The organism is Gordonia sp. SID5947 (assembly GCF_009862785.1).
Classification (GTDB): Bacteria; Actinomycetota; Actinomycetes; order Mycobacteriales; family Mycobacteriaceae; genus Gordonia.
On the sequence record NZ_WWHU01000001.1, the window covers coordinates 1,867,381 to 1,887,554 of the forward strand.

14 protein-coding genes and 3 pseudogenes are annotated in these 20,174 nt (G+C 65.2%); 14 read left to right on the forward strand and 3 right to left on the reverse strand.

Annotated features, from left to right (window positions below; translation table 11 throughout):
- Positions 1–225 precede the first annotated feature (225 nt).
- The 10 genes and pseudogenes from GTV32_RS08645 (at position 226) to GTV32_RS08690 (ending at position 12,258) form a co-directional block, all read left to right on the forward strand.
- A pseudogene (locus GTV32_RS08645) lies at positions 226–1,817 on the forward strand (SMP-30/gluconolactonase/LRE family protein).
- A 7-nt stretch (positions 1,818–1,824) separates the two neighbouring features.
- A complete protein-coding gene (locus GTV32_RS08650; RefSeq protein WP_161059794.1) occupies positions 1,825–2,670 on the forward strand; it encodes an SDR family oxidoreductase in 846 nt (281 codons plus the stop codon).
- A gap of 27 nt (positions 2,671–2,697) precedes the next feature.
- Positions 2,698–4,082, forward strand: a pseudogene (locus tag GTV32_RS08655) (aromatic ring-hydroxylating dioxygenase subunit alpha).
- 47 nt (positions 4,083–4,129) lie between these two features.
- Entirely contained in the window at positions 4,130–5,965 is a 1,836-nt protein-coding gene (locus GTV32_RS08660; protein WP_161059795.1) for an NAD(P)/FAD-dependent oxidoreductase, read from the forward strand.
- A gap of 39 nt (positions 5,966–6,004) precedes the next feature.
- Positions 6,005–6,940, forward strand: a complete 936-nt coding sequence (locus GTV32_RS08665) for an SDR family NAD(P)-dependent oxidoreductase (RefSeq protein WP_161059796.1) — start codon at positions 6,005–6,007, stop codon at positions 6,938–6,940.
- Complete coding sequence (locus tag GTV32_RS08670) at positions 6,921–8,627, forward strand: thiamine pyrophosphate-binding protein (protein WP_161059797.1); 1,707 nt, start codon at positions 6,921–6,923, stop codon at positions 8,625–8,627. The genes GTV32_RS08665 and GTV32_RS08670 overlap by 20 nt, the downstream gene beginning before the upstream one ends.
- A gap of 36 nt (positions 8,628–8,663) precedes the next feature.
- Positions 8,664–10,102: pseudogene (locus GTV32_RS08675) on the forward strand (aldehyde dehydrogenase family protein).
- 175 nt (positions 10,103–10,277) lie between these two features.
- Positions 10,278–10,931 (forward strand): TauD/TfdA family dioxygenase, encoded by a 654-nt coding sequence (locus GTV32_RS08680; RefSeq protein WP_343287443.1) that lies wholly within the window; start codon positions 10,278–10,280, stop codon positions 10,929–10,931.
- Positions 10,928–11,671, forward strand: coding sequence for a 3-oxoacyl-ACP reductase FabG (gene fabG / locus GTV32_RS08685; RefSeq protein WP_161059798.1), 744 nt, complete (start codon positions 10,928–10,930; stop codon positions 11,669–11,671). Before GTV32_RS08680 ends, fabG begins: the two co-directional genes overlap by 4 nt.
- The gene (locus GTV32_RS08690; RefSeq protein ID WP_161059799.1) at positions 11,668–12,258 is read left to right on the forward strand and encodes a carboxymuconolactone decarboxylase family protein; all 591 of its coding nucleotides are present in this window, start codon (positions 11,668–11,670) and stop codon (positions 12,256–12,258) included. The genes fabG and GTV32_RS08690 overlap by 4 nt, the downstream gene beginning before the upstream one ends.
- 14 nt (positions 12,259–12,272) lie before the next feature.
- On the opposite strand, the gene GTV32_RS08695 is transcribed toward GTV32_RS08690, so the two are convergent.
- The 3 genes from GTV32_RS08695 to GTV32_RS08705 are packed head-to-tail and all read right to left on the reverse strand — an operon-like array spanning position 12,273 to position 15,502.
- On the reverse strand, positions 12,273–13,046 hold the full coding sequence (locus tag GTV32_RS08695) for an enoyl-CoA hydratase-related protein (RefSeq protein ID WP_161059800.1): 774 nt from the start codon (positions 13,044–13,046) through the stop codon (positions 12,273–12,275).
- Entirely contained in the window at positions 13,046–14,317 is a 1,272-nt protein-coding gene (locus tag GTV32_RS08700) for an acetyl-CoA hydrolase/transferase C-terminal domain-containing protein (RefSeq protein WP_161059801.1), read from the reverse strand. Before GTV32_RS08700 ends, GTV32_RS08695 begins: the two co-directional genes overlap by 1 nt.
- 15 nt (positions 14,318–14,332) lie before the next feature.
- Positions 14,333–15,502, reverse strand: coding sequence for a CoA transferase (locus GTV32_RS08705; protein WP_343287260.1), 1,170 nt, complete (start codon positions 15,500–15,502; stop codon positions 14,333–14,335).
- A 91-nt stretch (positions 15,503–15,593) separates the two neighbouring features.
- Between GTV32_RS08705 and GTV32_RS08710 the strand changes: the two genes are divergently transcribed.
- The 4 genes from GTV32_RS08710 to GTV32_RS08725 all read left to right on the forward strand — a co-directional run bounded on the left by GTV32_RS08710 (position 15,594) and on the right by GTV32_RS08725 (position 20,162).
- Positions 15,594–17,093: a class I adenylate-forming enzyme family protein gene (locus tag GTV32_RS08710; protein WP_161059802.1), complete on the forward strand. Its 1,500-nt coding sequence runs from the start codon at positions 15,594–15,596 to the stop codon at positions 17,091–17,093.
- Positions 17,090–17,869, forward strand: coding sequence for an SDR family oxidoreductase (locus GTV32_RS08715; protein WP_343287261.1), 780 nt, complete (start codon positions 17,090–17,092; stop codon positions 17,867–17,869). Before GTV32_RS08710 ends, GTV32_RS08715 begins: the two co-directional genes overlap by 4 nt.
- Positions 17,870–17,956: 87 nt before the next feature.
- Positions 17,957–18,946, forward strand: a complete 990-nt coding sequence (locus tag GTV32_RS08720; protein WP_237421502.1) for an MDR family oxidoreductase — start codon at positions 17,957–17,959, stop codon at positions 18,944–18,946.
- A gap of 16 nt (positions 18,947–18,962) precedes the next feature.
- Positions 18,963–20,162, forward strand: a complete 1,200-nt coding sequence (locus tag GTV32_RS08725; RefSeq protein ID WP_161059804.1) for a MaoC family dehydratase N-terminal domain-containing protein — start codon at positions 18,963–18,965, stop codon at positions 20,160–20,162.
- The last annotated feature ends 12 nt before the right edge of the window (positions 20,163–20,174 follow it).

Genomic DNA, 20,174 nt, shown 5'->3' on the forward strand with positions numbered 1-20,174 from the left:
GTCCCGATGACTGGGCACCTCGCCACCCCTCGATAATCGGGCTTGCGGACCCGAGAACATGGTTTCTATCCTTTCAAGGATAGTAATACTTGTAAATCTTGTTGATCCCAGATTAGACTCCGACGCGAGCGAAATTGTGGCCTGCATCACGCCCTTCCGCCTCCGCGCACCGGCCGTCAGGACACGTCGTCATCACTGATCTCTCCTCATGACAGGAGGCCCACCTTGACTCAGGCGGCCCGCTACACAAGCACCTCGTCCCATGAACTCGCCGACGGCTGGCAGCTGGAGCGCCTGACCGAACCGAGCCGACTGTTCGGGGCGAACGGCATCCGGACCGGCCCGGACGGACGCATCTACATCGCACAGGTCGCGGGGAGCCAGATCAGCGCGCTCGACCTCGAATCCGGCGCACTGGACACTGTCAGCGCACAGGGAAGCGACATCGTCGCGCCCGACGATGTCGCATTCGACCCCCGCGGGGACATGTATGTGACCGAGTACTACGACGGTCGGGTCAGCGTGCGCGAGGCCGACGGCACCACCCGCGTGTTGCGGGACGATCTGCCCGGTGCCAATGGCATCACGATCCATCAGGGCAGGCTGTTCGTGAACGAATGCAGGCCCGGCGGCAGACTGATGGAACTCGATCCGGCGGGCGGGGCCCCCACGGTCATCTTGGAAGATCTGCCCATGCCGAACGGCATGGAGGTCGGCCCGGACGGCAAGCTCTACTACCCGCTGCTCGGCGCAAACGAGATCTGGCGTATCGACCTCGACGGCGGCGAACCCGAAAGGGTCGCAGCCGATCTCGGCGGTCCCGATGCCGTCAAGTTCGATTCGGACGGGTACATCGTGTCCACCCAGGTCGCCTCGGGACAGGTCCTCCGGATCGATCCCCGCAGCGGCACGCAGACACTCTTGGCTCAACTCACGCCCGGTCTCGACAACCTCACGTTCGCCGGAGACCGCCTGTTCGTGTCGAGCTTCACCGGCCAGATCACCGAGATCCTCGGCAACGGTGACACCCGTACCGCCCTCGCGGACGGCCTGACCTGGCCGCTCGACCTCACCGTCGGACCGGACGGCACCCTCTACATCGCGGACGGGACATTCCTTCTGACCCGTTCACCAGGCGGCGAACTGAGTACGCTCGGAATGCTTTTCAGTCCCGGTTATCCCGGTTACATCCGCGGCATGACCGCCACGGGCGACGGCGAGTTCGTCGTCGCGGGCAACGGCACGGTGTCGCGGTACCGTCCCGCTGCCGCCGAGAGCGAGGTACTCGTCGAGGGCCTCGACCAGCTGTACGGCGTCGCGGTCGCGGCGCACGGGGCCATCGCGGTGGCCGATCTCGGCTCGGGGCAAGTGCATTCGGTTCAGGCGGGGCGAGCCGACGTCCTGGCGAGCGGCCTCGACCGCCCGATGGGCGTCGCGTTCACCGCGGACGGGACCTGCCTCGTCTCCGAGTCGGGTGCGGGCCGGGTGGCAGCGGTGACAGGCTCGGGAACCGACACCATTGTCGACGGTCTCGAGTCGCCGCAGGGCATCGCCGTCGTAGGGACACAGCTCTACATCGTCGACACCGGGAGCAAGTCGCTGGTGAACGTCGATCTGGAGACCAAGAGTCGACAGATCGTCGCCACAGGTCTGCCTGTCGGGGCGCCCCCGGGGTCACTCCCAAGCCGCTCCTCGGGTTGATCCCCTTCTCCGGGCCGCAAGGGCCGTTCGCGGGAATCGCCGCGGGGCCCGACGGCACCCTGTACGTCTCCGCCGATGCCGACGGCAGCGTCATCGCCCTTCGGAAGGAGCACTGATCCATCGATGGAGCACAATGTGGTCGGCCTGACCGGCCGGATCGTGGTCGTCTCCGGCGCAGCGGGCGGCGGCATCGGAACGACGGTGACAAGGATGGTCGCCGAGGCGGGCGCGACCGTCATCGCGGTGAGCCGCTCCAAGGACAACCTGGACACGCACATCAGCCCGCTTGTCGCCGAGGGGCTTTCGATCATCCCGATCAGTGCGGACGCGTCCACCGACGAGGGCATCAACGCTGTGATGGACCAGGTGCGGATCACCGACGGCACCCTGTACGGACTGGTGAACGTCGCAGGCGGCGCAGCACCGACAACCTGGATGCCGGCAACCCGCGTCACCCGCGAGGACTGGCGTGACCTGTTCACCCAGAACCTCGAGACGATGTTCTTCATGAGTCAGGCCGTTGCGGCCGAACTCAAGTCACGAGGCCTGCCCGGCTCCATCGTGTCGATCTCGTCGATCAGCGGGATGAACACCGCACCGTTCCACATCGGTTACGGCACCGCCAAGGCTGCGCTGGTCGCGGCAACGCGCACCATGGCCGTGGAATTGGCCACCGACAACATCCGGATCAACGCCGTGGCGCCCGGCGTGACCGCGACGCCGGCCTCGATGACCTACGTCGACGACGATGCGGACCGTGACCGTCGGGCCATCGCCATGGGACGGCGCGGCCGCCCCGAGGAGCAGGCCGGAGCCATCCTGTTCCTCTTGTCGGACCTGTCGAGCTACATCACCGGACAAACGCTGCTCGTGGACGGCGGGCTGAACCTCAAGTGGACCCACATGGGTGCCGATCACACGTCCCTGTTCCTCAAGGACGAGGACTTTCGTGCAGCAATCACACACTGAAACAACGACTTTCGACGGGAGAACGTCATGACCAACACGATCGACAACGTCAACGTACCGGTCCAGAACTCCACCGACGAGCCACCGATCACACCGCTGGAGATCGGTGTGGACGCCTACATCTCGAAAGATTACCTACGCGCCGAACAGGACAAGCTCTGGAGCAAGGTGTGGCAGCAGGTCGGACGCGTCGAGGAGATCCCCAAGGTCGGTGACTTCCTGACCTACGAGATCATGGACAACTCGTTCATCATCGCCCGCTCGGGACCCGACCGGATCAGCGCGTACCACAACGTCTGTTCGCATCGGGGCCGCCGCCTCGTCGACACCCCCGACGGGAAACGAGAAGCCAAGGGCACGTGCAAGACATTCGTCTGCGGATTCCATGGCTGGACCTACGACCTACAGGGCAAGAACACCTGGGCGGCCGAACGGGAGGACTGGCCGACCGGTCTGACCGAGGAGAAGACCCGGTTGCGCGCTGTGCAGGTCGACACCTGGGGCGGTTGGATCTGGATCAACATGGATCCGGACTGCGAACCCCTGCGGGATTACCTCGAGCCGGCGGCAAGCCTGCTCGATCCGTTCCAGCTCGAGAACATGCGATACCGCTGGCGCAAGTGGCTGGTGTTCGACTGCAACTGGAAGATCGCACTCGAGGCGTTCATGGAGACCTATCACGTCCCGTATACGCACCCCGAGTTCCGGACCTACGGCACCTTTCTCGGATGGTCGCGCGCCCAGGGCAAACACAGCAACATCGGGTATGACGCCCCGAAGGGAATGGAGGACAATCAGGCGAAGCTGCGCGTCGCCGACGGCCCTGATGCCCGGATCTCCACCATCGACCTGCAGAACTTCACGTGGGAGAACGCGAACACCAACACCACCCGCACACTGGTGGACGCGGCCCAGCGACTGATCGACGAACTGCCCGAAGGCACTCCCGCCAACGAGGTTCTGGCGCATTGGCTGGCCTCGGCGCGACGCGACGACGCCGAACGCGGTGTCATCTGGCCGACGGTCGACAACGAGACGGTCGCCAAGAGCGGGACGGCATGGCAGATCTTCCCGAATTTCCAGATCGGTCACGCGCTCAACAACATGCTCTGCTACAGCGCTCGACCCTACGGAGACGATCCCGACAAGTGTTACTTCGAGGCAGCCGTCTTCGAGCTGTTCCCGAAGGAGAAGAGCCACACACCGAATGGGAGTTCACCCCGGAGGATGACCCGGGTTGGCGCACCGTACTGCCACAGGACTTCTCCAACATGGCCGCTGTCCAGAAAGGCGTGAAGTCACACGGGTTCTCGGGCGCCAAGCCCAATCCGTACCGCGAACGCAGCGTCGTCAATCTGCACCACAACCTGGCGAAGTACATGGGTACCGGTGCGCCCGAAGACCTCGCCTGACCACTCGTCATCACCCCCCATCAGCACTGCCGAAACAAGGAATCACGATGCAGAACTGCGAACCCACGCAGACACCCGACGTCGACATCGCCGCCCTCCACGAGAAGTATCTCCACGAGCGCGACAAGCGTCTGCGCTCCGACGGCCAGGCTCAGTATCTCGAGGCCGAGGACGACTTCGCCGAGTTCTACGAGGGCGACCCGCATTTGCCGGTCGTACCGCGACAGCCGATCACCGACGATATCGACGTGGTGATCCTCGGCGGCGGATTCTGTGGTCTCATCACCGCACACCGGCTGCAACAGGCCGGTGTCTCCGACTTCAAGATCGTCGAGCTCGGCGGGGACTTCGGCGGCGTCTGGTACTGGAATCGCTACCCGGGAATCCAGATCGACTCGGACGCATACTGTTACCTGCCGCTGCTCGAGGAGACCGGCTTCATGCCGAAGGAGAAGTACTCCAAGGGTGACGAATGCTTCGAGCACGCCCAGCGAATCGGGGAACACTTCGATCTCTACGACCACGCTCTCTTCCACACCTTGGTCCGCTCCCTGGAATGGGACGGTGAGATCAACCGGTGGCAGATCACCTCCAACCGCGGCGACGAGATCCGCGCCCGCTTCGTGATCATGTGCCAGGGCCCCTACAACCGGCCGAAGCTGCCGGGCATCCCCGGCATCAAGGACTTCAAGGGCCATACCTTCCACACCGCGCGCTGGGACTACGACTACACCGGTGGCGACCTGCACGGTGGGCTGGACAAGATCGGCGACAAGCGCATCGCCGTCATCGGAACGGGCTCGAGCGGCGTACAGGCGATCCCGCACCTCGCGCGAGGAGCGAAACACCTCACCGTCTTCCAGCGCACACCGTCCTACATCTTCGAACGGGCCAACTACCCCACCGATCCGGAATGGGTCCAGAGCCTGGAACCCGGGTGGCGGACCGCACGGCAGCGCAACTTTCACAACGCCGCGTTCGCGTTCTACAACCCCGGTGAACCGGACCTCATCTGCGACGGGTGGACGGAGGTCGCCCGCAACATGGCAGCGAAGCTCAATGCGACCGAGAACTTCGAGGGCTGGGCCGCGCTGGCCGATCCCGCAAAGTTCATGGAACTCAAAGAGATCGAAGATTATCGGGCGATGGAACGGCTGCGTCAGCGGGTCGAACAGATCGTCGAGGACCCGGACACAGCGGAGAAGCTGAAGCCCTACTACCGCAACATGTGCAAGCGCCCCGTGTTCAACGACGAGTACCTGCCGACGTTCAACCGTCCGAACGTGACACTCGTCGACGTGTCGGATACCAAGGGCGTCGAACGGATAACGGAGAACGGGATCGTGGCGAACGGGGTCGAGTACGAGGTCGACTGCATCGTGTTCGCCAGCGGCTTCGAGATCACCACCGCACTGGACCGGCAGTTCGACATCAAGCCGTTCGCCGGCCGCGATGGCGTGTCGCTCTACGACCACTGGGGCAAGGGATTCCGCACTCTCCACGGTGTGATGGCGCACGGATTCCCGAATCACTTCGCCACCGGATTCGTGCAGGGCGGTGTCACCGCCTCCACCACGCTGATGTTCGAGCAGCAGGCCGATCACATCTCCTACATCGTCGCCGAGGCTCTCCGCCGGGATGTCACCTATGTGGAACCCACTCCCGAAGCCGAGGAGGGCTGGGTCCAGACCATCCGCGAATACTCGGTCGACAACAGCACCTTCACGATGGAATGCACCCCCGGCTACTACAACAGTGAGGGCGAGCCGAACGGCCGGTCGTTCCTGGGGGATCCGTTCTGGGGTGGCTTCTACGAGCTCAGCGATCGGCTGCAGGCGTGGCGCGACACCGGCGAACTCGAAGGCCTGGTGCTGGACAAGTGACACGCGACCGTGGAGCGCCTCGTGGACGCAGGACATCAGATGTCTGAACTCCGATTCGACAACAGGGTCGCGGTGATCACCGGCGCCGGCCGTGGACTGGGACGTGCATACGCCCTCCTGCTCGCTTCCCGTGGCGCCAAGGTCGTCGTCAACGATCCAGGAAGCAGCATCAGCGGTGAGCACACCGATTCCGGTCCGGCGGCCGACGTGGTCCAGGAGATCCGGGACGCGGGCGGCGAGGCGGTCGCCTGTACCGAGTCGGTGGCCACCGCCGATGGTGGACGTGCCATCATCGACGCCGCGGTGGACCGGTTCGGCGGTGTCGACGTCCTCATCCACAACGCCGGCAACAACCGCTATGCGTCGCTGTCGGAGATGAGCTACGAAGATTTCGATGCCGTCCTCGACGTCCACCTGCGCGGCGCCTTCCACGTTGTGCGACCGGCATTTCCGCTGATGTGTGAAGCTGGCTACGGACGTGTGGTGCTGACGTCGTCGATCGGCGGGATCTACGGCAACAAGAGCGTCGCCAACTATGGTGCTGCCAAGGCCGGGATCATCGGACTCTCCAACGTGGCCGCCCTCGAGGGGTACGACCACGGGGTACGTTCGAACGTCATCATCCCGGCTGCCCTGACCCGGCTGGCCGAGGGACTCGACACGTCCGCCTACCCACCGATGGGCCCGGAGCTGACCGCACCGGCCGTCGGGTGGCTCGCGCACGAATCCTGTTCGATCACCGGGGAGATGCTGGTGTCGATCGCGGGGCGGGTGGCCCGCGCCTACATCTCCGAGACCGAAGGCGTGTACCAATCCGCGTGGTCCGTCGACGACGTCGGCGAACGTATCGAAGAAATCCGCGACACCACCAATTCTTGGCTTCTGCCGGTCGTCCCGGCTGGCCATGTCGATCACATCACGAAGAGTTTCGCACTAGCGACGGAGGGCAGCGCGCGTGTCAGTCAAGGTCTATGAACGAATTCTCGACCTCTTCGAGGCCGAGGGCATCACCACGATGTTCGGTATCCCGGATCCCAATTTCGTTCACCTCTTCCACACCGCGGAGGAGCGAGGTTGGAACGTCGTCGCTCCGCATCACGAGGAGACCGCGGGCTTCATGGCCGAGGCGGTGTCCCGGATGACCGGCAAGGCGGCCGTCTGTATCGGCACTCTCGGACCGGGTATCGCCAACATGGCCGGTGCGGTGATGTGTGCCAAGGTCGAGAACTCGCCTGTCATCTTTCTCGGAGGACAGCGGGCCCGGATCACCGAGCAGCGGGTCCGCCGCGGACGGATACAGTTCGTCCAGCAGTCGGGGCTGATCGAGCCCTCGGTGAAGTACAGCGCCAGTATCGAATACGCCGATCAGACCGATGAGATCATCCGAGAGGGCCTGCGTAAGGCGTTGTCGGGCACCCCGGGACCCGTGTACATCGAATACCCGTCGCACGTGATCACCGAAGAACTGGATGTCCCGCCCGCACTGTCGCCGGATCGGTACCGGCTGGTGGCACAGACGGCGGGTCAGGACAAGATCGATGAGGCGGCACGGATGATCCGTGCGGCCGAGCGTCCCATCCTCCTCATCGGGCATGGTGTGCACACTTCGCGCGCCGGCGCGTCGGTGAAGGAACTCGCAGACCTGATGGCCTGTCCGGTGATCCAGACCTCCGGCGGCACTTCCTATATCGAAGGACTCGAGGATCGCACCTTCCCGTACGGCTTCTCCAAGGCGGCCGTCGAGGCGGTCGTCACGTCCGACCTGTGCCTGGCCATCGGTACCGAGCTCGGCGAGCCCGTGCATTTCGGCAAGGGCAGGCACTGGGTCGAGGGAGAGGCCGAACGTAGCTGGCTGCTGATCGAGCAGGACCCGGCGGCGATCGGGGTCAATCGTCCGATCGACGTTCCGATGGTCGGAGATCTGCGTGCCGTGGTCCCCCAGCTCGTGGACGCACTGCAAGACTCGCCGCGCACACCGGCCCCGGAACTCGCGCGCTGGATCTCCGATGACGCAGCGCAACTGGCCGAGCTCGCCGAGACCGCACCTTCTGGCACCACGCCGGTTCATCCCGCTCGGTTGATCGTCGAGGCGACAAAAGACTTCGCCGCCGACGGGATCATGGTGCGCGACGGCGGTGCGACGACCATCTTTGGATGGACCTACTCGCAGGCCAAACCGCATGACGTGATGTGGAATCAGAACTTCGGCCATCTCGGCACCGGTCTGCCCTACGCTGTCGGGGCGGGCGTCGCCGACGGCGGCAAGCGGCCGATGATGCTGATCACCGGCGACTCGTCGTTCCAGTTCCACATCTCGGAACTGGAGACCGCGGCACGGTTGAACCTGCCACTCGTCTGTGTTGTCGCCGTCGACTACGCGTGGGGTCTCGAGGTCGGCGTCTACAAACGCACCTTCGGGCAGGGTTCTCTGGAAACGGGTGTGCACTGGAGCGAGACCACCCGTCTCGACAAGGTGGCCGAGGGATTCGGCTGCTACGGCGAATATGTCGAGCGGGACGAGGACATCGCTCCGGCCATCAAACGCGCGTATGCGAGTGGCAAGCCGGGAGTCATCCACGTGGCCGTCGATCCCAAGGCGAACTCGGAGGAGATGCCGAGCTACGACGAATTCCGCACCTGGTACGCCGAGGGCCAGCAGTAGTACTTCCTGTTGCACGTAACGAGAATTGGGGCTGTCATGCGTGACTATCGCAAGTTCTACATCGGTGGCCGATGGGTCGACTCAGCGCAGTCGGCGACCTTCGACGTCATCAATCCCGCAACCGAAGATGTCTGTGGCACGGTCGCCGCCGGCTCCGCGGCGGATGTCGACAAAGCGGTCGCCGCCGCCCGCCAGGCGTTTGCCGGCTGGTCGAGCAGCACCGTCAGCGAGCGAGTCGAGCTGCTGACCAACATCTCCGCGGAGTACCAGAGTCGCAGTGGCGACCTCGCGGACGCGCTCACCGAGGAGATGGGTGCACCGACCGCACTCGCCAACGGGTTCCAGGTCGGGCTCGGGGCCGGGCACCTGGGCACCGCGATCGAAGCACTGCAGAACTTCGTCTTCGAAGAGCAGCGCGGCGAAACGTTGGTGGTCAAGGAACCGATCGGTGTCTGCGCGCTGATCACTCCCTGGAACTGGCCGATGAACCAGATAGCGGTGAAGGTCTTCCCCGCCCTGGCGACCGGCTGCACGATGGTGCTCAAGCCGTCGGAGCGATCACCGTTCACCGGTCAGGTCTTCACCGAGATCCTGGATGCCGCAGGCGTTCCGGCCGGTGTGTTCAACCTGGTCCAGGGCGATGGACCAAGTGTCGGGGTGCCGCTCTCAGGACATCCGGATGTCGACATGATCTCGTTCACGGGTTCGACACGGGCCGGCATCGACATCGCCGAGAACGCCGCGGCAGGCGTCAAACGTGTCACTCAGGAACTCGGCGGCAAGGGACCCAACATCGTCCTCGATGATCCGGACTTCGTCGAGAACGTCGCGAAGGGCGTCGTCACCATGATGCTCAACTCGGGACAGACGTGCAGCGCGCCCTCCCGAATGTTGGTTCCCGGCAACCGCATGGAAGATGCGATCGCGGCCGCCCGGGACGCCACACCCTCGGTGACGGTCGGGGATCCACAAGGTGACTTCTCGATCGGACCGGTGGTGTCGAAATCGCAGTTCGACAAGATCCAGGACCTCATCCGACAGGGGATCGACGACGGTGCGACGCTGGTGACCGGTGGTCCCGGTCGTCCCGAGAATCTCACGAAGGGGTACTACGTCCGGCCGACGGTGTTCGCGGATGTCAAGAACGACATGACGATCGCCCGCGAGGAGATCTTCGGCCCGGTCCTGACGATTCTGGGGTACGAGAACATCGAGCACGCGATCGAGATCGCCAACGACACCGAATACGGCCTCGCGGGCTTCGTCGCGGGCGCCGACCTCGACACAGCTCGATCGGTCGCGAGGCGGATACGCGCCGGCTCGGTGGCCATCAACGATGCGTTCGACTTCTGCGCGCCGTTCGGCGGTTACAAGAAGAGTGGAAACGGGCGCGAGTGGGCGACTTCGGCTTCGACGACTACTTGGAGATCAAGAGCATCCTCGGCTACCTCCCGGCCACCGAGGAGGGAAGATGACGGCGTTGCGATCCGAACCACTCTCCGAGAACGTCGGCGCAAAGGTGCTCGACGTGGATGCCGACCGGCTCGCCACCGACGCGGATCTGCCGAGCACCATCGCAGATGCACTCGAACATTCCGGGGTGCTGCTGTTCCCGGAACTACACGCGAGCGACGAGGTCTTGGTCGAGTTCTGCCGCAAGCTCGGCACCTTGATCAACTTCTCACACCTGCCCCCGAGACGGAGGAGGTGATGGAGATCAGCTTCAACCCGTCCAATCCGAACGCCGCCTACCTTCGAAGCAACGAGTTCTGGCACATCGACGGCCTGCTCGACGAGATCGCGCCGAAGTCGTCGATCCTGACCGCGCGGGTGACCTCGACCGAGGGCGGGGAGACCGAGTTCGCCAGCACGTACGCGGCCTACGACGAGCTCTCCGACAGCGAGAAGGAGCAGTTTGCGCGGCTCCGGGTCGTGCACACCTTTGATGCGGTCCAGCGGATGACCTACACCGATCCGACCCCGGAGCAGGTGGCGGACTGGGCAACTCGCACCGTTCGTGAACACCCGTTGGTGTGGGAACACGATTCCGGCCGTCGGTCGTTGGTGCTCGGTGCGACGGCCTCCCATATCGCCGGCATGGACGTCGACGAGGGCAAGGCCCTGCTGGCGGAGCTGCGGGACCGCATCACCGGCCCGGGAAAGGTGTGCAGCCACAGCTGGACCGAAGGCGACACCGTCTTCTGGGACAACACCGGGTTGATGCACCGCGTCCGCGAGTTCGACCGCGACAAGCCACGGATCATGCACCGGATCACCGTCGCAGGCGAGGAGAAGATCAAATGAGTGGACGCACCGCAATCGTCACCGGTGGCGCCTCGGGAATCGGCGGAGCCATCAGCACTCGTCTCGCATCCGGCAACGACCAGGTCGCCATCTTCGATGTCGACGGCGAAGCCGCCGAAACAGCCGCGCGGGCGATCGAGGATGCCGGCGGGAAGGCGCTCGGTCTGGCGGTCGACGTGACCGACCGAGCGCAGATCGACGCGGGGGTCGAGGAGGTTCGGGTGCGGCTCGGCCGTCCGACCGTGCTGGTCAACAGTGCCGGCGCCACCCTGGCGACGCCCTTCCTCGAGATCACCCGCCAGAGCTGGGATCAGGCACTCGCGATCAACCTCACCGGAACCTTCGACTGCTGCCAGTCGGTGCTCCCGGACATGCTCGAGGAGGGCTGGGGCCGAATCGTGAACATCTCCTCGTCGAGCGTGCACAGCGGGTCGCCCGGCTTGGCCGGCTACGTGACCGCGAAGTCCGGTGTCGTGGGACTGACAAAGGTTCTCGCGCTCGAGTTCGGTCGTCGCGGCATCACCGTCAATACGATCCCACCGGGCTTCATCGATACCCCCATGCTGCGCAGAACCGTCGATTCCGGCATGTTCGACGTGGACACCCAGATCGGCAAGACACCGGTCGGACGGATCGGTCAGCCCGAGGACGTCGCTGCGACCTGTGCATTCCTCGTCAGCGAGGAGGCCGGCTACATCACCGGCCAGATCATCGGGGTCAACGGCGGGCGCAACACATGACCGATCGGATCAATCCCGCGCAACGGGCCGAGTGGACGCCCGAGATGCGCGACTTCGTGGCCGGGTTCCGGTCGTCGGTCAAGAGCGTCGGTCCCGATCACGAGCGACAGGCAGGCGACAACCTGCTCGGCACCCTCGCGCGGTATCCCAACCTGGCGATGGCGTTCCTGTCCTTCAACAAACACCTACTCGCCGGTTCCGCGCTGTCGGCGCGGCAACGCGAATTGCTCATCCTGCGAGTGGCACATCTGCGTCACGCCGACTACGAGTGGGCTCAGCATGTGATCCTCGCCGACCGCGCGGGAGTCACTGCCGACGAGATCGAGCGCGTCACCGACGGTCCGGACGCGCCAGGGTGGGCCTCGACGGACCGGGCTCTGGTGGCGTCGGTCGACGACCTGTTGGACGAGGGGATCATTCGCGACGAGACGTGGACTGCGCTCGCGGAGAACCTCGCCGAGCAGCAGCTCATGGATGTGGTGTTCACCGTCGGTTGCTACGCCATGCTGGCGATGGCGTTGCGGTCGTTCGGAATCCAGCCGGAGCCCGGTCTGGTGCCGTTCTTGCCGAGAGATCACGCCCGGTAGACAGACCGAGGCGCTCAGCGTCCCTGCCATCGAGGGGTTCGTTTCTCGGCGAACGCGGCGGGCCCCTCTTGGGCATCGCCGCTGCGGTAACAGGCCTCCGAGGCCGCTCGCGCCGCCTGCAATGCGGCCGATCGGCCCATCTCCGTCGCGAGCATGACCGTGTCACGCGCCGCCCGGACCGAGAGGGGTGCGCCCACCGATATCTCTCGCGCGAGTTCCAAGGCCGTGTCCAACAGGTCATCCGGCGCACTGACCCGGTTGACCAACCCGACCTCGTACGCTCGTTGGGCGGAGATCGGATTGCCGGTGAGCAGTATCTCCATCATGATCCGTTGCGGGATCATGTGGATCAGCGGCGCCGCCCACGGGGAACTCCTGCCGACCTTCACCTCGGTCACGGCAAACCTCGCCCGCGTGCTGGCCACGCACAGATCACAGGCCTGCGCGAGCATCCACCCGCCGGCGAACGCGACTCCGTCGACCGCGGCCACCGTCGGCTTGGTCAACTCCACGGTGTCGTAGGGCAACGCGAACATGTCCCGGGGTGGCACCCCCATTCCCGTTGCCACCATCTCCTTGAGATCTCCTCCGGCACAGAAGGTCTCCCCCGCGCCCGTGAGAACGGCGACACGCAGTTCTCGGGAGTTCTCGAATCGATCCCACGCGTCGGCGAGCCCCTCGCGGACGTCTCGAGACAGGCAGTTCCGCTTCTCGGGCCTGTTCAGCGTGATGATCGCGATCTCGTCGTCGACGTCGAACAGGACGGCGTCGCCGAGCGTGCCTGTCACTAGAACCTCCGTTGTTGGATCGGGTGGGCGGCCCTGGCCAGGTCTTCCTGGAAGTCCGGATGCGCTATCGCGATCAGACGCCTGGCGCGTTCGGCGATGTTCTGTCCGCGGAGTTCGGCCGCCCCGAATTCGGTGATCACCACGTCGACCTCGCTGCGAGCCGTCGTCACCGGCCCCGACAACTGCGCGGTGATGCGGCTGACGGTCCCACCTTTCGCGGTCGCGGGCAGGGCCATGATCGCCCGGCCGCCAGGAGATCTCGCCCCGGCGCGAACGAAATCGACCTGACCACCGGTGCCGCCGAGGTAGGCCGCTCCGCTCTGCTCGGCATTCACCTGCCCGGTGAGGTCCACCTCGATGGCCGAGTTGATGGTCACGAGGTTGTCGAGTTGGGACAACACCCCGGCGTCGTGTGTGTACGACGTCGCACACATCCGGACCTCCGGGTTCCGGTGGGCGAAATCGTAGAGGCGAGACGTCCCGATCAGAGCACCGGTGATCGTCACGCCTCGATCGATCCGCTTGCGTGCGTTGGTGACCGCGCCTGCCTCGACGAGATCGACCAACCCGTCACCGACCATCCCGGAGTGCACGCCGAGATCTCGACGGTCGACGAGCATCTGCAGCATCGCATCCGGGACGGCCCCGACGCCCATCTGGATCACAGCACCGTCGTCGATGTAGGAGGTGGAGTATGCGGCGATCGCACGATCGGTCTCGCCGATCGTCGCCGGAGGGACCTGAACCGGTGGGCGCGAGACCTCGATCGCGTGATCGATCTGCGACGCCGGGAGGAGTGCACCGAGTGTGAAAGGAACGTGATCGTTGACCTCCGCGACCACGATCCGCGCTCGGGCGACCGCAGCCTGGACGTAGTCGCTGATCAGACCGAAACTGTGGTCTCCGTTCGCATCTGCCGGACTCACCTGGACGAATGCCACATCACACGGCAGGTCTCCCGCGGTGATCATCGGGGCAACCTGGCTGACGTGGCACGGGATGATGTCGACGGCGTTGGCCTTGCTCATCGAACGCAAGGAACCGATGGCACCCATACTCGACAGCCACACCGCTGCAGCGGATTTCGGGTCGAAGATACCCGAGAAGCTCGTCGCGACAAATGCGGAGAGGTCACCGATGTGAGCCCCTTGCGCGATCAGCCCCTCGAGCAGGGTGGACGGTTCACCGCACGCCTGGCCGACGACGATGCTGTCACCCGGTCGCAGCAGGCGTGCCAAATCGATGTCCTGCGCGTGGCTCACGACCGTCACGGACGTCGCCTCGCGTCAGACATCGCCGTCCCTTCGTGCGCCGGCCCGCGGCCGAATCTCGTCGAGCACTTCCTCGGTGTCGGCGCCGAGTCGGGGCGCTGGTCCCGCCACCCGCCCCGGTGTACGCGAGAACCATGTCGGAGGCCCAGGGAAACGCACTGTCCCGTTGACGGTTTCCACATCCTCGAAGAATCCGACGGCGTTCAGATGAGGGTTGTCGAAAAGATCGTCGAGGCTGTTCACAGGTGCCGCCGGGATGTCGAGTGACCGGAGCAGATCGAGCCATTCCTGCGTGGTTCGCTCGGCGAAGGTCTCCCCCAGCAAGGAGTAGACGGTGTCGATCTGGGTCGCGCGCTGTGCCAACGTCGCAAAATGATCGCCGGCCCACGACGGCTTGACCGCGTCGATGAACACCGACCACTGCTTGTCGTTGTAGACCAACGCCGAGATGTGACCGTCTTTGGTGCGGTATGGCTTTCGATTCGGCGCAACCGCGCGTGGATAGGCCGCCGGACCGAGAGGCGGATCGAACATCGCACCGTTCGCATGCTCCACGAGCATGAACGACGCCATGGTCTCGAACATGCTGACCTCGACCTCTTGCCCCTCACCGGTCCGTTCGCGATGGAACAGCGCCATCATCGTCGCGTACAGCGCCGTCATACCCGCGACCTTGTCGGCCATGATGGTGCCGACGTAACCGACCTCTCCGGTGAGATGTTGCTGCACGAAGGGCAGACCGCACTCGGCCTGAATGGTGTCGTCGTAGGCCGTCCGGTCCGCGTCAGGACCTCGGCGGCCGTAGCCATAACAGTTGGTGTAGACGATCGACGGATTCAACGCGGCAACCTCGTCGTAGCCGAAGCCGAGTCGAGCTATCGCCGCCCCGCGCATCGAATGGATGAAGACATCGGCGTCCGCGACCAGTTCGCGCAATGCGGCCTTTCCGTCGGTCGAACGCAGATCGATTACGACACTGCGCTTTCCACGGTTCACGTTGACGAAAACCCCGGCCATCGCCGGCTCCGGCCCCACCGAGATGTACCGGGTGTTGTCGCCCGCGGGCGGCTCGACCTTCACGACGTCGGCACCCATGTCCGCCATGATCTGCGTGCAGTACGGCCCCATGACCATGGCCGTCAGATCGACAACTCGCACCCCCGACAGCGGGCCTCGGTGCGTCACGCGCCGACCGTCCGCCACTTGCTCGCCAGCCATCATCGGACACAAGCTATCAGATCAATCCTTACAAGGATAGTGGTATTAGTAGCGGGTGATGAATTTCAAGACGATAGGCACCGTGCTGGACCCCACGCTCTCGTCCCATCCGGAGTCCCCTGCCATCGAGGCCGCGTCCGGGGTGTGGTCGTACGCCGACCTCGACCAGCAGGCCAGTCGCGCGGCCGGCGCACTCTGGTCGCTCGGCGTACGGCCGGGAGACCGTGTCGCAGCCTGCCTGCCGAACGATCTCGACATCGTCGCGGCCTTCCACGGCACCCAGCGGATCGGTGCGATCTGGGCCGGCATCGGCGAGGCACTTCCCGAAGACGAGCAGAACGACGTCCGCGAACTGTGCGCCCCCTCGGTGATTCTGGCGGGCGACAAGTGCCGCCTGAGCTCCCCCGAGATCGTCGACGGCGCTCGATGGTCCGATCTGCTGAGCCGCGACCAGACCGCGCCGGAAGTCGACATCGACATCGACGGGCCGGCCGCCATCGCGTTCACCAGCGGAACGTCGGGACGCCCCAAGGCGGTGGTCCACAGCCAGCGGAACCTGCTCCTCCCGGGCGCCGCGCTGCGCGTCAGTCGGGGCTGGGGTCCGACACTCCGCAAGGGAGACAGCTTTCCGCTCACGATCCTCAATCTGATGGTGCTGTCCACCTTGCTCACCGCCCAATGCGGGGGTTGCGCTGTGGTGATGAACCGCCGCGACGCCGATGGTGTCGCCGAGTGGATCACCGGCCGGGGAGTCACCGTGTGGAACGGGGCCCCCGCCCAGCTCTACGATCTCGCCCGGCGGCCGCATGCCGATCTGAGTTCGCTCGAGGAGGTGTGGAGCGGGGGCAGCGACACCTCCGACGAACTGCGCACAGATTTCGCGGCCGCCCACGGAGTCGTCCCCCGCGCGACCTACGGCCTCACCGAGGCACCCGCGGTGGTGTCGATCGATCCGGTGGGCGAGCAGTGGCGGGCGGGTACGAGCGGTCGGGTGCTCGATCATTACGACGTAGCCGCCTACGACGACGACGGGCGACGGTTGCCGGCGGGCGAACTCGGCGAACTCAAGTTGACCGGCCGCACCGATGGCCCCTGGGCCGACACCTGGCGTCCGATGCTGGGCTACTGGGAGCGGGACGGCCTGCGCGCCACCGCACCCGGACCGGTGCCCACCGGCGACATCGGCACCGTCGACGGCGACGGCTGGCTGACCGTGTTGGACCGCAAGAAACTGGTCATCATCAGAGGTGGCGCAAACGTCTACCCGCTCGAGGTGGAGCGCGTCATCGGGTCGGACCCCGACGTCACGCGGGTTGCCGTCTACCCGGTCCCCGACGACCGCCTCGGCCAACGGGTGGCCGCGGTGGTCGAGAGCGCGCGACGCACGACCGTCGACTTCGACGCTCTCGCCGACCGTTGCCGAAAAGCACTCTCCCCCTACAAGGTCCCGGAGATCTGGTCGCAGATCGACGCTCTGCCGGTCAACGCGATGGGAAAGGTGAACCGGGCCGGCCTCATCGACGTCGTCGAGAGATCCGCCAGCAGGAGCAACCCGTGACGGGGAAGTCCGCGCATCACGCGGCCGACATGTTCGGCCTCGACGGCCGCGTGGCGATCGTGACCGGGGCATCGTCGGGACTCGGTGCGGCCGTCGCCGAGGCGCTGGCATCGGCCGGGGCCCGCGTCGCGGTGGTCGCCCGTCGTCGTGACCGGCTGATCGAGTTGGCCGAACGGATCGACGGCGCGGCGATCGCATGCGATCTCTCCGACCTCGACCGGGTCGGCGACGTGGTGCCGGAGGTCGCCGAGGTCCTCGGTCCCCCGGAGATAGTCGTCAACGCCGCGGGCAGCATGTTCACCGAGGAAAGGGCGGAGTCCGAACCCGTCGACGCGATCCGACAGACCATGAGTTTGAACCTGATGGCTCCGTTCCTGTTGGCGCAGAGCGTCTTTCCACACATGCGTGCGGTCGGTCGCGGCTCGGTCGTGAACATCTCGTCGATCAGCGGGCGGGTCGGCATCCCCGGTATCCCACAAGCGTCCTACGCGGCGAGCAAGGCCGGCCTGTCCGGATTGACCGCCGAATTGGCCGTCCAATGGGCGCGACATTCGATTCGGGTGAACACGGTGGCGCCGGGCTTCTTCCGCAGCGAGATCACCGGTCCGCTGTACGAGAGCGAACGCGCCGCCGACTACTTGCGACGCAACACTCCGTTGCCCATGCAGGGCAGTCCCGCCGACATCATCGGAGCGGTGCTCTGGCTGGCCGGAGATGCGGCAGCATATGTGACGGGACAGACCATCGTCGTCGACGGTGGCTGGACCGCACGCTGAGAGAACATCAACAAGTCAAGTATTGCTATCCTTATGAGGATTGACGTACCGTCGCCTCAACGACTTTCTTCCTGGGAAGGAACGGCTTTGCAGAAGTTTTCGGCTGTTGTCATCGAGAAGAACGAGTCCGGTCAGTCGGTCTCGGTCCAGAGCCTCGAGGAGTCCGAACTCCCCCACGGCGACGTGCAGATCCAGGTGGACTATTCGTCGCTGAATTACAAAGACGCGCTTGCCATCACCGGTAGTTCACCGATCGTCCGCACCTTCCCGATGGTGCCCGGCATCGACCTCGCCGGCACCGTCGTCGAGAGCTCGCACCCCGACTGGTCGTCGGGCGATCGCGCAGTGCTCAACGGGTGGGGTGTCGGCGAGAAGCATTGGGGCGGCTTCGCCCAGCGTGCCCGCATCCAGGGCGACTGGCTCATACCGCTGCCCTCTGAGTTCACCTCTCATCAGGCGATGGCCATCGGTACCGCCGGGTACACCGCGAGCCTCTGCGTCCAAGCACTACTCGACGGAGGTGTCCGGCCCGATCAGGGCGAGGTTCTCGTCACGGGGGCCACCGGTGGGGTGGGGAGCGTGGCGATCGCGCTGCTGACGAAGGCCGGATTCTCGGTCGCCGCGTCCACCGGGAAGAACTCCGAGGCCCCCTACCTCGAGCAACTGGGCGCCACCACGATCGTCGATCGAGCCGAGCTCTCCGAGAAGGGCAAGCCGCTGCAGAAGGAGCGCTGGGCAGGCGTGGTCGACTCCGTCGGCAGCCACACACTGGTCAACGCCTGTGCGCAGGCCCGATACGGCGGAGCGGTCGCGGCCTGCGGCCTCGCCCAGGGCATGGACTTCCCGGCGTCGGTCGCGCCGTTCATCTTGCGCGGTGTTTCCCTGCTCGGAATCGACAGCGTGATGGCGCCCAAGGAGCGCCGGATCACCGCATGGGAGCGGCTCGCCCGCGACCTGAATCCCGAAGCCCTGGAGTCCATCGCGCACGAGGTGTCACTCGCGGACTCGATCACGGCGGCAGGACAACTCATGGACGGCACGGTGCGCGGCCGAATCGTCGTCGACGTCAATCGATAGATATCGGGAGCACACGTTGAGCAGCACGACCGAACCGACCACCGAGACCACCGGACTCGATCTCTCCGACGTCGATCATCGAGTCGGCAAACCGATCGGCGGCGGACAACTGTGGGATCCGTGCAGTACGTCGGACATCCGCCGATGGGCGATGGCGATGGACAACCCCAACCCGATCCACTGGAACGAGGAGTTCGCTCGGCAGTCCAGGTACGGCGGCCTCATCGCGCCCCAATCCATCGCAGTGGCACTGGACTACGGCCACGGCGCGGCACCCGCCTGCGTCGGTCACATCCCGAACAGCCACCTGATCTTCGGTGGCGAGGAATGGTGGTTCTACGGCACCCCGGTGCGACCGGGCGACAAGCTGTTCCAGGAGCGTCGCTTTCACGATTACAAGGTCGCCGACACCAAGTTCGCGGGACCCACGATGTTCTCCCGCGGCGACACCACCCACACCAATCAGCACGGTGCCCTGGTGGCCCGGGAACGCTCGACGGCCATCCGCTACCTCACCGCCGAAGCCACCAAGCGCGGCATGTACGACAATCAGGTCGGCGTGGTCAAGAAGTGGACCAACGAGGAACTGATCGAGATCGAGGCGTTGCGACGCGAGTGGCTGCTGTCGAACCGTCTGGGCGTCTCGCCGCGCTACGACGAAGTGAAGGTCGGCGACACGCTCCCCCGCCGGGTGATCGGACCGCACAGCATCGCATCGTTCACCACCGAGTACCGCGCATTCCTGTTCAACATCTGGGGAACATTCGAATGGGTTGCGCCCGAAGGGATCGACGATCCCTGGGTCTACCAGGACCCAGGGTGGGGCGAGGGCTTCGGTTTCGACGAAGAGGATGCGAAGATCGATCCCCGCAAACGTGACGGACTCTATGTCGGTCCGTCCCGCGGCCACATCGACGCCGAGAAGGCCGGCGAGGTGGGCATGGCGCGCGCGTACGGCTACGGCGCGACCATGGGCGCGTGGTGCACCGACTTCCTGGCGAACTGGGCAGGCCACGACGGCATGGTCCGGCACACGAAGGCCGACTTCCGTGCTCCGGCCTTCGAGGGCGATGTGACCTACTTCGACGCCGAGGTCATCGACAAGCGGCCCGAATCCGAGTGGGGCGTCCCACTTGTCCAGATCAAGTTGAGACTCACCAATCAAGACGGCGCCGGCCTGGTGTCGTGTACCGCCGAGGTCGAACTGCCGCTCTGAGCGGCACCACCG

Bases quoted from the DNA above. Each gene is read 5' to 3' on its own strand.
- GTV32_RS08650 (WP_161059794.1), top strand. From the start codon at position 1,825: ATGGAGCACAATGTGGTCGGCCTGACCGGCCGGATCGTGGTCGTCTCC.
- GTV32_RS08660 (WP_161059795.1), top strand. From the start codon at position 4,130: ATGCAGAACTGCGAACCCACGCAGACACCCGACGTCGACATCGCCGCC.
- GTV32_RS08665 (WP_161059796.1), top strand. From the start codon at position 6,005: ATGTCTGAACTCCGATTCGACAACAGGGTCGCGGTGATCACCGGCGCC.
- fabG (WP_161059798.1), top strand. From the start codon at position 10,928: ATGAGTGGACGCACCGCAATCGTCACCGGTGGCGCCTCGGGAATCGGC.
- GTV32_RS08690 (WP_161059799.1), top strand. From the start codon at position 11,668: ATGACCGATCGGATCAATCCCGCGCAACGGGCCGAGTGGACGCCCGAG.
- GTV32_RS08710 (WP_161059802.1), top strand. From the start codon at position 15,594: ATGAATTTCAAGACGATAGGCACCGTGCTGGACCCCACGCTCTCGTCC.